Source organism: Roseibium sp. JB4-4 (assembly GCF_055693425.1).
The window spans coordinates 5,623,348-5,636,119 of record NZ_CM146333.1 but is presented as its reverse complement, the minus strand read 5'-3'; the positions used below and the strand labels follow the sequence as shown (position 1 = coordinate 5,636,119).

Genomic DNA, 12,772 nt, shown 5'->3' with positions numbered 1-12,772 from the left:
CATTCAAAGCGCTGAAACGGCCTTCTGCCGGGCTGCTTCGACCAACGCCTTAAAACCGGTCAGCGCCTTTTTCAGTCCAGCCTCTTCGCAGGCAGAACACCACAAGCCTTTAGCTTCCTTGATAAAAAGCTCCTTCTTGCGTCCACCGCATTTCTTGCAGGCCATCCCGTCGATAGAGCAATCCGGCAGGTCCAACAGCCGGTCCAGGAACCAAGGGAAGGCAGCAGCGACCTTTGCCAGTTCGACCGACGGGAACTCCTGTCCCTGAACATCGAAACTTTTCAACTCCGGCAGGCGCGCAACTGGCCCAAGGTCCAGTGCACGCCCGTCGACGGCAACAAGGCTCACATGCTCCAGTGGCAGCCCTTCCAGAAAACTCAGAGTTTCGACCTTTTGTTGCGAAGAATTTCCGCCTTCAATGGAAAGGCTGCGCAGTTTTGGGAGGCTTCGGACAGCCGACCCGTTTTCCAGCAATCCGTTTTCCCTCAGTTCAAGCTTCTCAAGGCCGCTCGCGGCATCTATCCCATTTAGCGATTTGAGTTTGTTGGAATGCCAGATCCTCAACTCCTTCAGCGAAGATGGCAAAGGTACGCTGGTCAGGTCCGGCGCAGAAAGCCAACGAAGTCCTAAAAACGCAAGCGGCAGCTCATCCAACCCCTTGAGGCGCTTCATGTCGGCTTTGCGGATCGTGTTGACTGAAAGAGAAGACCCCTCCGGCATTCGCTGCAGAAGATCAGGAACATCCAGGCGCTCAGCATCAAAAGTCCTGTTCATCGTCGACCTTGTTCCCGGTTTTGGTACTGATGGAAGTTGGTTTGCTTTTCAGGGACGAGTTGAAAATGCACTTACTAAAGCTGAAACTGTCCGGATCGCAGTTATCAGTCAACTTAAAGTCTGCTTCCATAGGACCGAAAGGACAGTCTGCGTCACCCCAGGGTTAACACTTTGTTTTCAGGGCCAAAAACGTACCGGACCAAACTCCGTTGAAGACAGAATTCTGGCAGTGAGACACTAAAGCCCTATCCAGCCGGTCGCCAAGGCCTCAGCCCATTCGGTCCGACCCATTTGCTTTGCCAGTCTGACCATCCGCCGATTGTCATAGGGCACAGAGCGAAACGTGATGAGCCAGTCACCATTGGACATTTCTGCAATTGCATAAGACGCATTCGGCGTACCGGTTTGCATCCGATGATAGACCGGCGTGTCATCGTCATAACCAGGGCAGCCAACGCTCCCTGGATTGAGGACCAGCCGCCCGTCTCGCAAGCGAACGCATCTTGGGACATGTGTGTGACCGCAAAGCAGAAGCTTGGCGTTAAGACCGGCAGCCTCCGCCTCGATCTCTTCGATCGTGGCAGACCTGACACGGCCGTCCACTTCCACCTTTTCCAGCCAGTAAGTCACATCACTGGAAGGTGTCCCATGACACAGCAGCACCTCGTCAAACAAGGTAAGCGAGGACGGCAAAGACCTGAGCCAGTCAAGATGGTGCTGTGCCAGCTGCTCAAAGGCTGCTCTGTCGGAAGCCCCCATCTCCGTCGGGTCTTGTTCAATCAGCAATCTGTCATGGTTGCCGCGAATTGAAGGATACGAGCGCTCCAAAAGCAGCTCTATTGTCGCTACGGCGTCAAGCGGCCCACTCAGGTGATCACCGAGATTGACCACATTGGAAATTCCCAATGCATCGATATCGGAAAGCACCGCCTCAAGGGCGTCTGAGTTTCCATGAATATCGGAAATGATGGCAAATCTCATTCTTCAAACCTGTAATCATTGGGATCATTGGTCAATCCGTTCAGATCTTTTTCACACTCATCTCACTTTCCCGATGAAGCCTGTCCCAAAAGAGAGTTTCCTCAAGAATGCAAAAACATTGAGCGGCAGCAAGGCGATACCTGCATCGCCTTGCTGAAGGGAGCCCTGGTCATACTCGCGCTTCGCGTTCCATCCGCGCGGCCCAGGCATCGGCGAGGTCAGCCAAAACTGCCTTGAATTGCCGTTTTGCCATGAGCTTGAACAAGGTCTGAACCAGAAAGTTGCCTTTTGGTTCCGCCTCGATGTTGATCGCGAACTTTGAACCACTGCCGTTGCCCTCAACAACCCATTCCCCATGCAGATCGGAAATCGGATAAGGATAATCATCAGCCTCCGTGTGAATCCGGAACCCGAAGCCTCGACCGGCTTCGAAATAATCACATGTTTCAAGCCAGTTCTCTCCTTTTGGGCCATAGCAGCGGCGTTGCATTCCAATGCCATCTCCTTCTACCACCTCGACTTTCGAGATGTTGTCGGCGACATCTGCATAGCCTGGGTGATCGCTCATGACCCGCCAGACGATATCTTGCGACGCGTCAACTTTGCGGCTGACCGTAGCCAGAATTTTTCCACCTGACATTGTCACAGAGGCCAGGCTGAGAGGCGCCTGGATTTTTCGTGCACCCAGATACTGACCGAGAGCAAATATCGTGACAAATACGGCCACAATGACAACGGCGGTCGTCCCGGTGTCGGAAAAGAGTGAACCCGCAAACATAAGCAAAAGTGCGCTGCCAAGAACCCAGCCTGCATCCAGGACGCTGATCAACGTCACCTGCACCTTTGTTACAAATCGGTCCGTAGCCATAAAGATAAGATCAATGCCGAAGAGTATCAGGCCCGCCCCCAGAAGACGCAGTGTCCAGCTTTGCCAAACTGCCTCATTTGCAAAAAGCAGTTCTGCGAAATGCCCTGCAGCGGTTAGAAGAGCCGCACCCGTCAGCAACGAAAATGCGGCATTCATTCCGAGGAAAGCCCGGGCCATTTTCGAATGTTCCATTGTGTAACCTTTCGTCAGTTAAGGAGTGCCCCGAACTTGACGATCTGAAACATCAACTCAATTACATCGGAGGTAATCGACCTTGGCGCATGTTGGGTGCACAATCGAACCATGCATCATAATTTGAACATATCCGATCCTGCCTTTCCCGGATTTCTGAAATCCTGGCGACAGCGCCGCAGGCTCAGCCAACTGGAACTTTCGCTCCAGTCCGGGATGTCGCAGCGGCACATCAGTTTTCTCGAAACCGGCCGTTCCAACCCGAGCCGGTTCGCGATCGCGCAATTGGCGGAAGCGTTGGAAATGCCAGCCGCTGAAGTTGATGCGATGCTGCTGTCCGCCGGATTTGCGGCAAGGTCCTCCCGGCATGGGTGGGACGGTGACACACAAAAGGCGGTCGATGCTTCTATCGATCATGTCTTGAGAGGTCACGCTCCCTTTCCCGCAGTCTCGATTGACCGGATCTGGAACCTCGTTAAGGCCAACGACCCCGCAAAGAAATTCTTTTCCATGGCAGGTGCACGCGGTGATCCGAACCTCTTGCGTGAAATTCTGTCACCCGGACAGTTGCGAAACTGCATTTCGAACTGGGAAGACACCTCAAGAGCCTTGATAAGAATGCTGGAGTTGGAGGTGGCAAGACGGCCTCATGACAAAGAAGCGCAGGCGCTCCTGATAGAACTCGTGGGGCTGGAAGGCATTGCGAGGCTACTGGAGGGCCCGCGCCCGGCGACAAATGCTCCTGTTTTGACAATCAGGTTCAAAATTGAAAATGCCGAACTTGAGATGTTCTCACTGATCGCCACCATCGGCATGAGCGCCGATGCCGCACTCGATGACCTGCGATTAGAGACCCTGTTGCCTGCGAACGATGAAACACGCGCCTGGTTTCATGCGAATTTCCTCTCGTGAACACTGCCTTGTCCAGCACACAAAGCGCGGCAGGTAAGGCCGCGCGTCACAGGAGTGTTGAAAACTGGCAATAAGGCTTCTAGTGGTGAACGCAGCGGGACAGCGGAAGCAAATATCGAATCCATGATCACGTGGCTATCCCCTAATACTTTTCCGAAGCTCAATAGCCGTTGCCACTCATCATTTCGGCTCGTTTCATAGGGTTTTGAACGGAGGCTGCAAATATGAAACGGCCTAAGTTCGCGTCTTGGTTCAATTTTTAAGTGTAGGACCTTGCGTAAGGTCATCGGAGGAACTAAGCGGTGCACTCCTTTCCGTAACGTTCCCATATCGATTCTAATGCCTGATATTGAAGCGCGCACCAAAACCGTCGTCGCAAAATCACTAAATATTGCCGAATGGATCATTTCCTCCAACTCGACATTGGCAAAACTCGGAGCCGACAGCTTTGACGCAATCGGCATTGTGATGGCCGTCGAAAGAGAGTTCGGCTGTGTTCTTGAAGATGACGTCTTCAGTCCGCGAGATCAGGAAAAAGCGCAGTTGACCTTTCGGGACTTTGTGAAATTCATCGAACATTCAATGGCCAAGTAGGTGCATCCCGGACACTCACCGATAAGGACGCGCTGAGTTGTTTGATCGGCAGGTCAGCAATTGGCAGCCAAATGATCTGCGGCATACGACCCTCATGAGCGCGTCATGCGGAACAGCAGTTTCCAGTTCGCGTAGCATCCCAGTCGCTCAACGTCGCTTGGAAAATATTCGCTCGAACCTTCCAACGGGATGAAGGCCGACGCCAGAAAACGGCTGACAGCGACGTCGAGATCCGCCCCTCCGGAAAGCGCTTGAAATGTCTTCAACCCTATGATCGGGCACATTGATATTTGAAAATGCCTGGATCTTTGGCCTCCACGAAGCCCACAACGGACTGTCCTTGTGGCAGCAGGTGACAGCGTAATAATTGCCACCTGGTTTCAGGACGCTGGCAATCTGCGCTGCGTGTCTGGCCAGATCTTCAATCAGGTAGATAACTTCATGGCTGAAGGCCAAATCGAAAGTTTCGCCGAGCTCAGCCAGATCAGCAACGGCCCTGTAATCAATCGGCCGCCCCTCTTTTCGGGCTTCAGCAATATCGACTGCCTTTTGGGCGAGGTCGATACCAACCCCCGCCGCGAAAGGCCGCTGGTCAAATAGCAGTCGCAAGAATCCACCCTGGTTGCAGCCGAAGTCCAGAACCTTCTGCTTGCTCAGATCTTTCTCATCGATCGCAGAGATCATTTCCCGCCAGATCCAGGTATGGTCAGCCGTCATGCTGCTTTCTTCAAGCGGCTCACGTGTCCATGTGTTGATCAGTTGAGTGACCATCGCCTTCGGTTACGCCTCCAGCTCTTTCAGAAGCGACCGAAAGACCTTTCGGGCACTGCCCGGGTGCCTCACCTTCTTGACAGCCTTAAGATTGGATAAATCCTGGCCAACAACGATCAGACCGACCATGCCCCACTCATAATGCGGCACACAGATATGGCCGTAAATTCCAGGAACGGTGAATTCGATCATCAGTCTTTCATCGATCGCACTGTTCCATGGCTCGGCCCCTTCGGGAATCATGCCGCGTTTTGACGCCGAGTTGTGCCCGGCATCGGTTGGGACAAAGGTGACAGTGTCGCCTGTATTTATGTGCAGGATCGCAGGTTCAAAGACATTCGGTTTGTTGGGATCACCGCAGTCGGCATTTAGCATCAAGATGCCATGCGACGTGCCGTTTGCCTTGGGCGCAGGGCACGCCAATGCCGGACCAACACCAGCCAGTGCGGTCAGGGAGAGGACAAAATTACGACGGGTAAGCATGAACGACGATCTCCTCTCTGGGACCAGTGGAGGTTTCAATGGCAACCCCATAGGTGTCTGCAATGGATTGTTTGCGCAGCACTTCAGCGGGACTGCCTTGCGCCAGGATCCGTCCGTTACCGAGCAGAATAAGGTTGTCGGCAAAACGCGCAGCCAGGTTGAGGTCATGAAGGGCGACAATTCCAATCGCATTTCTGGCAATAACCGCCGATCTGATTTGCTGCAAAACCTCCAGTTGGTGACGAAGATCAAGCGCTGAAGTCGGCTCATCGAAGAGATAAACATCCGAATTCCGGATCAGCGCCTGGGCGACAGAAACCATTTGGGACTGTCCCCCGGACAGTTCACTTACATAAGCCTCCGCAAGATGGCCGATGCCGGCTGCTTCGAGTGCAGTCCCGACAGAGATCATGTCCGCCTCGCTGACCCTCCATCCTTGCAATTGCTTGTGCGCCATCATGACGACGTCGAAGACAGTCAATGCCGCGTTTGCCGTGAAAAACTGCGGCATAAAGCAGATCCGCTTGAGCCGCGCACGCGTGGAAAGCGAGGCGAGATCGGTCTCATCAAGCCGCACCCTGCCAGCCTCAACGGAGAGCAATCCGGCGATCAGACGAAACAAGGTCGATTTGCCGGAGGCATTCGGCCCGATAAGGGCGGTCAATTGGCCGCTTTTTACCGGTCCGACATCTACCTGATTGAATATTTGCCGAGGCCCATAAGAAAAGCTCAGACCTTCAGCAGACAGCCCGCTCATTGCCAATGCCTTTTACGTTGTCCAAGGATCAAAAGAATGAAGAACGGGATACCGATAAGCGACGTGATCATGCCGATCGGATAGACAATTCCCGGCGAAATCGCTTTAGAGGCAATGGATGTGCCGGAGAGAATGAGCGCTCCACAAAGAGCAGACAAAGGCAGAAAACCACGCTGGTCTTCACCGACGATCATTCTGGCAATGTGTGGCCCGACGAGGCCAACAAAGGCGATAGCGCCGACAAAAGACACGGCGACGGCCGACAGAAGAGAAACACCGGCCAATACGCCGATCCGCAACAGGCTGACATTCACGCCAAGTGCCGCCGCCTTGTCTTCCCCCATACGAAGCGCTGTAAGAGCCCAGGAGCGGTACATGAACCAGGGAAGGACCATCGCCAAAACCAGGAAGCAAACCCCGACTTTCGCCCACGTGGCACGCGCCAATGACCCTAATTGCCAGAAGATAAGCTGGGCCAACTGAATTTCCGATGCACCATATTGAAGGAATGCCAGGAGCGCATTGAACGTGAACAGCATCGCGATCCCGACAAGGATCATCGCCTCAGGTGACACACCGCGAAGCCGCGTGAATAAAAAGAGTGCACATGATGTCAGCATTGCGAAAACAAAGGCGTTCACAGAAACAAACAAACCGCCGACACCTGGAATGACCGACCACCCAAGCACAATTGCCAGTGCTGCACCAAAACCCGCTGCAGAGCTGAGGCCGAGTGTGAAAGGATCAGCGAGCGGATTGTTCAATATCGTCTGCATTTCGGCGCCGGCAACGCCAAGCATTGCGCCCACCGCCACGGCCATAATTGCCACGGGCAGTCGCAATTGCCAGATGATGACGTCTTCTTTGGCGGTCGCTATCGAACGGTCGAATATGACTTCAGCGGTCCGCCAAACCGATAGATTTGCCGGTCCTGTCGTGACATCGACAATGACTAGAACGGCAAGCACAGCAAATGCGAGCAGAACCAGTGCAACGCGCTGCAGTGACCGGCGCTTGTAACCGCGCACCAGCAACAGCGCCTCACTGGAAGGCGGGGTAATTTCAGACATGTAGCACCTGATAGATCAGGCCCTGCGGAACGGTTCGCCGCAGGGCCCGCGGACTTGAAAGCCCTAGTTTTTGAGAGAAATCCAGAACTGACCCGACAGGTCATAAGGTAGGAACCGGTCGTGCAATTCCTTGAATGTCGCCTCTGGGTCGAGGTCTTCAAAGTCTTCAGGATGCAGCCACTTGGCCAGAATCTGAATTGCAACGAAGTGGTAGGGCGAGTTGTAGAACTGGTGATAGACCGAATGGAACCGGCCCTCTTTCACAGCACGCAAATCGGCAAAGCCAGGGCGGGCAGCAAGCGCTGCAAGCCGGTCGCTGTTGACTTCCGGGTCGCCTTCATAGCCGAGCAGCGTTGAGGTGACTTCCGGCTTCGCTTCTTTCCAATTCGCACCGGTCCCGAAAACGACATCCGGGTCGGCTTCGATGATCCCCTCCAGGTTCAGTTCAACCGAATAGGCATTTGCGAGCGTTGAAGCATAGTTTTTGCCCCCGGCAAGCTCCACGAAACGCCCGTAATTGTAAGGTCCAAAGGACCAGCAACAAAAATCAGTTTGCCAACCGGCAGCATTTTCAACAACGACCAGGGGCCGGTCTTCAGCCGGGATCGTGTCGACAATGTTGGTCACTTTCCGCATCTGTGCGATGTAGAAGTCAATGAATTCGGCGGCTTTTTTCTCTTCGCCGAAGATCCGGCCGAGGATCAGCATCGACGGAACGGCGTTTTCCGTTGCATTCCGGCGGAAGTCGATAAAGGCGACCTGTACGCCGGCATTGCCGAGCTTTTCGATCAGACCGGTTTCTTCTGCTTTGAACAGGTTCCCAACGTCAAGCAGAACCAGATCGGTTTCAGCTTCCAGTACCGCTTCAATGCTGAATTCGCCGGCATAGGGATTGCCGAAATCAATCATGCGCGCAGCGTCTTCGGGGAAGACGGCCTGGTATTTGCGGAAAGCATCCGGATCGTATTGAACCAGATCATTTTTCCAGCCAACGATTTTTTCGAAGGGATTGCCATCGATCAGGGGAGCGATCCCGTACATCATCCGGCCTTCGCCAAGTATGATTTTGTCCGGCAATTCAGGAAGGGTGACTTCGCGTCCCGCGATGTCGGTGAAAGTCAAGGCTTCTGCTTGTGCATCGGTTGCTGGCGAAAGAATAAGAACGCTGGCTGCAATAGCTCCAAGGAAGCCGCACATTTGTGTCTTGATAGACATGGCGGTCTCCGTATGGATTGTGTACCGGTTCTGGGTATCTGAAGCTTAGAAGAAAGTCGACTCAAAAAGTCATATTTATAACTTCTCTCTTCGGCCGAACACATTAAAGCCCATTTCGGCGCAGACAAAATTTTTATAAGTCTTTATTTTAAAAGCAAAATCAGACACCTGCAACAAATTCGCACTTGCTCCCCATCTGGTTCAGCTTCTCTGCTCACATCGGGCAGGCCTTAGCTTTCATGGTCGGCATCCCTTTGCCTCTTCCTGCAGCCAATCCAAAAACACCTTTACCAATGGTCTCGGCTGCTTCCCATCCGGCAGGATCGCGCCGAAGCCGCCTTCAATCGTCTGAAAGCCGAATGGAGCAATCAGGCGGCCATCCTTGAGTTCATCCTCCACCAGACGTTTTTCCAGAAGCGCCGCCCCAAAACCGGCAAGGGCTGCCTCAATCACGAGGAAGGTGTGCTCATAGGCCGTCTTGCTTTCCGCCTGGACCGTGATCTCGGTCAATTTGCTGTAAGCGCCCCAAACATCGCCGGGAAGTTGCTGGACGCACCGATTGCGAACCTTGAGATGCTTGCCTTGGATGTCCATCTCGAGGCCCGGAGCATGAACAATGCCAAACGCGACATCTCCAAGAACCTGGATATCATCATCGTCGTGAAACCCTCTGCGAAGCCGATCCCATGTCAGGATGACATCGATTTCATCATCCGGAATTCGTGTCTTGCCGGTCATGCGGAAGTTAACCTGGGCGTCCGGCCGACGTTGATAAAAACGTGGCATGAGCGGCATGAGCCAGCGCATCGCGAAGGTGGCACTGACAGCAATATCCAGAACAGGTGCTTGCGAACGCTGTTTTAAGTCTGTCCAGGCCCTTTCCAAATCACCCAAAGCCGACCGCGCTGCTTCGGCCAGAAGCTTGCCGTCCGAAGTCGGCGTAACTCCCGCTCCAACTTTCCGGAAAAGTGGTACGCCCGCCTGTTCACTCAAATGCGTTAACTGCTTACTGACAGCCCCATGCGTGCGGCCAAGTTCTTCTGCGGCAGCTGTCATGGATCCCAGCCGGACAGTCGCCTCAAAAGCTGGCAACGCATTCAGCGGCGGCAGTTTCAATCTCGATCTCCCATGCATCAGAGTGTGAATTTTATTCACAGGATGGAGAATTCTTCTCCTTAGGCAAACGCCATTGGAATGAGCATAATAAACCCACTTTTGTTGCAGAACAGGGACTTTTCTTCATGAAGATCGTGAAGTTTCCTCTCATTCGTGAACTCGCCACAACTCAACGGACTTTGAGAGCTCTGATCCGATTTCTTGAAAGATGGCGCGCAGACATGCGGTTCAAGGCCGAGCGCGACAGGCTTTATTGGCGCGAAGCGGACTGCGTGCTTGCCGATCTTGGCCTTGCGCGGGAAGATGTTTTGTCATGGCCGCGGGAAGGAAAGCAGTCTCTTCAGGAACCGGCAGAGATCATTGCGTTTCCGCACCGCCAGTTCGTGCCAGCATGTGATCAAAACGACCCTCTTGTACACAGTCAGGCAACACGCTCAACGGGGTGAGCTCGGTTCCTGTGAGCTCCCTCCGGTAGAGTTCTTGAATGTCGCTGGTGTCGACCGTCTGACCATGGACGACCGAGGCCAGTTTGGTCTGAAAGGCTTTCAGCCCACCCATTGAGGAAAAATGCCACCCGGCATCCTTTACGATCCGCACCGGTCGGCTGATGCCCGTCAGATTGTTGTTGCGCACCCGCAGGAATGGCTGGGTCAGAACGTCGGGAACGAATGCCTTCTTGGTCATGCGCGCCTTGGTTCGGCGCAGTTGCTGCGGCGTGGTGAAATACTTCTTTTCAATCAATCTCGACCCGAGCAACCAGGTCTTGCCGGGGACAATCCGATTGAGATGGTGCTTGTGCAAACTCTGCTCGAAAACCAGCAACCTGTTCCTGAAGAGCTGCTGCTCCAACACCCGTGCCAGCACGTCAGAGCGTACAATCTCATCAACATCAGATAGCAGGATGAGATCGTCGCCGGAAAGCTGTTCCAGCGCCCGGGCGATGCAATTGCGTTGAAAGTTTTCACGCTCCCAGTCTTTTTTCCGCCGGTTCTTGTAAACACCAAGTGCCGGTGGGAGTTTTTCCGGAAAGGCGATTTGCAGGTCGATGATCTTATCCGCCCAGGGCGCAAACCGGTCTCTGTTCTCAGCGAAATAGTAGGGTTTATCGTCACCACGCTGGGTCTGATTTGCTTCCACCAGAACAAAGTGGTCGACGTGTTCGCCCATTTCCCGAAGACGGATTTCGAGAAGGTCAAATTCGTTGTGAAAGACGAAACAGTCAAAAAGTCTCATATTTAAATGCTCTTCCACAGTCTGAACTTGGCCCGCATCGCCTTTTCCTGAAGGAACCGCTTGGCTTTGAACACCGGATCCAGCGTGAGATCACTCGACGGATATTTTCCGGAAAGAAAAACATCGTCAAAACGTGCCATTACCGGCTCCGGCCGATACTGCTCAACAGATTGCCTCGCCACATCTCCGTCTTCCGCAGACGGTGAAAAGTCAACCAGGAGACGAACCAGCTCGCGGCGTGTCCGATAAATCCACTCTTTCCTGGGGCTCATGGCAACATGGTTCTGATCCATGCCCCCAGCCCAGCTGAAGACAGGCTTGCCGAACATCAGAAACTCGGCAATTGCCAAACCGAAGCTCTCGCCGATTTTCTTGGCATTCAACCCGGCATCACAAGTCGCAATGAAACGTGCTTTTTCGGACGGTTCCACAATGGGCGGCAGGAAGATCACCCGCGGGTGTTCGATAAAGGCTTCGGTGTTCACGAAGACAAAATGCAAGTTGGACCGCTTCTCAAGAGCTTCACCGACCGCCAGATGGGCAAATTCGAGATTGAACTGATCGAAGCCGCCATACCGGCCAACCACAAACGCATCGCGGTCAAGTCCCAGCTCGGCGCGCATGTCTCCAGTCGGTTCCGGCAGATCGACAATGTGCGGCACAGCTGGCGCTTTGCCACCCGTCATCCAATCACTCATCCAGTCGGAGACGTAAGCATAAACGTCACCATGAGGATCGAAATGACGAAAAACGGCATGAACACCCGACCGCTCAGCCATCACGTTCAATTGGTCCGTGCGACCGTCGCGAATGTAGTAGCAAAAATTCAGAGCATAAGATGCTGTGAAACGCAGCGGGTTCTCGTCAATCGGCATTGCAACCAGACGCAGCTCCTTACTGAATTTTTCAACAACATCAGGCGAACTCTTGGCCTCACTATGAAAGACAACCGCTTCATGGCCGAGGCAATTCTGAACGCCGCGAGCATAATCAAAAAGGGCCACACTCATGCCGCGCTCGTTGAGAGCGCCCGCCTGAAATCCAATTTGCATACCGTTTCCAAGACAATTCGAGTGCGGGACCGATATCGGATTTCATCCGCAAGGTCCATGTACCAGATACTGAAATCGGCAGGTCTGAAGCTTTGGCGCCTACTATGAGCCGCTTCTTACTGGATTGAGAACGGCAGCTGCACTTTGGCGGACCCGCCGCCATGTTCATCATTCACGGTCAACACCAGCACATAATCTCCAGCTGGTGCACCACTGACATTCAGTGTCAGATTGACCATGTACTCTGAATTCGGCACATGGCTCTTGAAGTCGAATTTGCCGAAACCTTTTTGACCGGCAAGTACCTTTCCATCTGGAGTGGTCAGATCAAAGTCGACTGTCAAAAGAGACGTGTAAAGGCCGTCAGCCACGTTCCAGTCAAAGCCTATCGGCTCCAGGTAGACCCGCAATGCTTCGCCGGTAGGAAAACTGCTATCAGACCTCGGCGTAAAAATACCATAGCCGTCCGCTGGCGCAGTGACGAATGTTGCGGTTGGGATCGACAAGGGTGCCTGTTTCCAGACTTCGAAAATCGCTTCGCGCATCAGCGCGACCGCTTCTGCGCCTTTGTCCTCGCTCAAGGCAGCCTCGGCTTGAGCAGCCTTGTCCTGAACAGGGCCGGCAAAGGCAAAGCCCGCCGATGCAAAAAGCAATGTGGTGTAAACCAGCACTCGTATCAGCATATTCCCCCCAATCCTGAAACCCGCAAGCTGAAGCATAGCACTATGACTACGCTTCAGCACGCGTGTTCAGA

General features: G+C 53.6%; 14 protein-coding genes. 2 read left to right on the top strand and 12 right to left on the bottom strand.

Going from position 1 to position 12,772, the window contains the following annotated elements:
• Positions 1–3: 3 nt before the first annotated feature.
• The 3 genes from ACZ1HV_RS26555 to ACZ1HV_RS26545 form a co-directional block, all read right to left on the bottom strand.
• A complete protein-coding gene (locus tag ACZ1HV_RS26555) occupies positions 4–774 on the bottom strand; it encodes a leucine-rich repeat domain-containing protein (protein ID WP_472716824.1) in 771 nt (256 codons plus the stop codon).
• A 237-nt stretch (positions 775–1,011) separates the two neighbouring features.
• Entirely contained in the window at positions 1,012–1,755 is a 744-nt protein-coding gene (locus tag ACZ1HV_RS26550) for a metallophosphoesterase family protein (protein ID WP_472716823.1), read from the bottom strand.
• 169 nt (positions 1,756–1,924) lie between these two features.
• A complete protein-coding gene (locus ACZ1HV_RS26545; RefSeq protein WP_472716822.1) occupies positions 1,925–2,800 on the bottom strand; it encodes an SRPBCC family protein in 876 nt (291 codons plus the stop codon).
• Between the two features lie 126 nt (positions 2,801–2,926).
• Here ACZ1HV_RS26545 and ACZ1HV_RS26540 point away from each other — a divergent pair, with 126 nt between their 5' ends.
• Both ACZ1HV_RS26540 and ACZ1HV_RS26535 read left to right on the top strand, forming a co-directional pair.
• Positions 2,927–3,727, top strand: a complete 801-nt coding sequence (locus ACZ1HV_RS26540; RefSeq protein WP_472716821.1) for a helix-turn-helix domain-containing protein — start codon at positions 2,927–2,929, stop codon at positions 3,725–3,727.
• A gap of 339 nt (positions 3,728–4,066) precedes the next feature.
• Positions 4,067–4,321, top strand: coding sequence for a phosphopantetheine-binding protein (locus ACZ1HV_RS26535; protein ID WP_298818325.1), 255 nt, complete (start codon positions 4,067–4,069; stop codon positions 4,319–4,321).
• A gap of 147 nt (positions 4,322–4,468) precedes the next feature.
• Here ACZ1HV_RS26535 and ACZ1HV_RS26530 read toward each other — a convergent pair whose 3' ends face one another.
• From ACZ1HV_RS26530 to ACZ1HV_RS26490, 9 genes are all read right to left on the bottom strand, one after another.
• Positions 4,469–5,092 carry a class I SAM-dependent methyltransferase gene (locus ACZ1HV_RS26530; protein ID WP_472716820.1) on the bottom strand — a complete coding sequence of 208 codons (624 nt, stop codon included), beginning with the start codon at positions 5,090–5,092 and terminating at the stop codon, positions 4,469–4,471.
• 9 nt (positions 5,093–5,101) lie between these two features.
• Positions 5,102–5,575 carry a pseudoazurin gene (locus ACZ1HV_RS26525; RefSeq protein WP_298818321.1) on the bottom strand — a complete coding sequence of 158 codons (474 nt, stop codon included), beginning with the start codon at positions 5,573–5,575 and terminating at the stop codon, positions 5,102–5,104.
• Positions 5,559–6,332: an ABC transporter ATP-binding protein gene (locus ACZ1HV_RS26520; protein WP_472716819.1), complete on the bottom strand. Its 774-nt coding sequence runs from the start codon at positions 6,330–6,332 to the stop codon at positions 5,559–5,561. The genes ACZ1HV_RS26525 and ACZ1HV_RS26520 overlap by 17 nt, the downstream gene beginning before the upstream one ends.
• Positions 6,329–7,402, bottom strand: a complete 1,074-nt coding sequence (locus tag ACZ1HV_RS26515) for a FecCD family ABC transporter permease (protein ID WP_472716818.1) — start codon at positions 7,400–7,402, stop codon at positions 6,329–6,331. Before ACZ1HV_RS26515 ends, ACZ1HV_RS26520 begins: the two co-directional genes overlap by 4 nt.
• A 63-nt stretch (positions 7,403–7,465) precedes the next feature.
• The gene (locus ACZ1HV_RS26510; RefSeq protein WP_472716817.1) at positions 7,466–8,617 is read right to left on the bottom strand and encodes an ABC transporter substrate-binding protein; all 1,152 of its coding nucleotides are present in this window, start codon (positions 8,615–8,617) and stop codon (positions 7,466–7,468) included.
• Positions 8,618–8,854: 237 nt separating this feature from the next.
• Complete coding sequence (locus ACZ1HV_RS26505; protein WP_472716816.1) at positions 8,855–9,733, bottom strand: LysR substrate-binding domain-containing protein; 879 nt, start codon at positions 9,731–9,733, stop codon at positions 8,855–8,857.
• 357 nt (positions 9,734–10,090) lie between these two features.
• Positions 10,091–10,966 (bottom strand): glycosyltransferase family 17 protein, encoded by an 876-nt coding sequence (locus tag ACZ1HV_RS26500; RefSeq protein WP_298960152.1) that lies wholly within the window; start codon positions 10,964–10,966, stop codon positions 10,091–10,093.
• A gap of 2 nt (positions 10,967–10,968) precedes the next feature.
• Positions 10,969–12,018: a glycosyltransferase family protein gene (locus tag ACZ1HV_RS26495; RefSeq protein ID WP_472716815.1), complete on the bottom strand. Its 1,050-nt coding sequence runs from the start codon at positions 12,016–12,018 to the stop codon at positions 10,969–10,971.
• A gap of 116 nt (positions 12,019–12,134) precedes the next feature.
• Positions 12,135–12,701 (bottom strand): hypothetical protein, encoded by a 567-nt coding sequence (locus tag ACZ1HV_RS26490; RefSeq protein ID WP_298960145.1) that lies wholly within the window; start codon positions 12,699–12,701, stop codon positions 12,135–12,137.
• Positions 12,702–12,772 lie beyond the last annotated feature (71 nt).

What these genes read in the sequence shown, in the direction of transcription:
- ACZ1HV_RS26555 (WP_472716824.1), bottom strand. Translation starts at nt 774, where the DNA reads ATGAACAGGACTTTTGATGCTGAGCGCCTGGATGTTCCTGATCTTCTG.
- ACZ1HV_RS26550 (WP_472716823.1), bottom strand. Translation starts at nt 1,755, where the DNA reads ATGAGATTTGCCATCATTTCCGATATTCATGGAAACTCAGACGCCCTT.
- ACZ1HV_RS26545 (WP_472716822.1), bottom strand. Translation starts at nt 2,800, where the DNA reads ATGGCCCGGGCTTTCCTCGGAATGAATGCCGCATTTTCGTTGCTGACG.
- ACZ1HV_RS26540 (WP_472716821.1), top strand. Translation starts at nt 2,927, where the DNA reads ATGCATCATAATTTGAACATATCCGATCCTGCCTTTCCCGGATTTCTG.
- ACZ1HV_RS26535 (WP_298818325.1), top strand. Translation starts at nt 4,067, where the DNA reads ATGCCTGATATTGAAGCGCGCACCAAAACCGTCGTCGCAAAATCACTA.
- ACZ1HV_RS26530 (WP_472716820.1), bottom strand. Translation starts at nt 5,092, where the DNA reads ATGGTCACTCAACTGATCAACACATGGACACGTGAGCCGCTTGAAGAA.
- ACZ1HV_RS26525 (WP_298818321.1), bottom strand. Translation starts at nt 5,575, where the DNA reads ATGCTTACCCGTCGTAATTTTGTCCTCTCCCTGACCGCACTGGCTGGT.
- ACZ1HV_RS26520 (WP_472716819.1), bottom strand. Translation starts at nt 6,332, where the DNA reads ATGAGCGGGCTGTCTGCTGAAGGTCTGAGCTTTTCTTATGGGCCTCGG.
- ACZ1HV_RS26515 (WP_472716818.1), bottom strand. Translation starts at nt 7,402, where the DNA reads ATGTCTGAAATTACCCCGCCTTCCAGTGAGGCGCTGTTGCTGGTGCGC.
- ACZ1HV_RS26510 (WP_472716817.1), bottom strand. Translation starts at nt 8,617, where the DNA reads ATGTCTATCAAGACACAAATGTGCGGCTTCCTTGGAGCTATTGCAGCC.
- ACZ1HV_RS26500 (WP_298960152.1), bottom strand. Translation starts at nt 10,966, where the DNA reads ATGAGACTTTTTGACTGTTTCGTCTTTCACAACGAATTTGACCTTCTC.
- ACZ1HV_RS26495 (WP_472716815.1), bottom strand. Translation starts at nt 12,018, where the DNA reads ATGCAAATTGGATTTCAGGCGGGCGCTCTCAACGAGCGCGGCATGAGT.
- ACZ1HV_RS26490 (WP_298960145.1), bottom strand. Translation starts at nt 12,701, where the DNA reads ATGCTGATACGAGTGCTGGTTTACACCACATTGCTTTTTGCATCGGCG.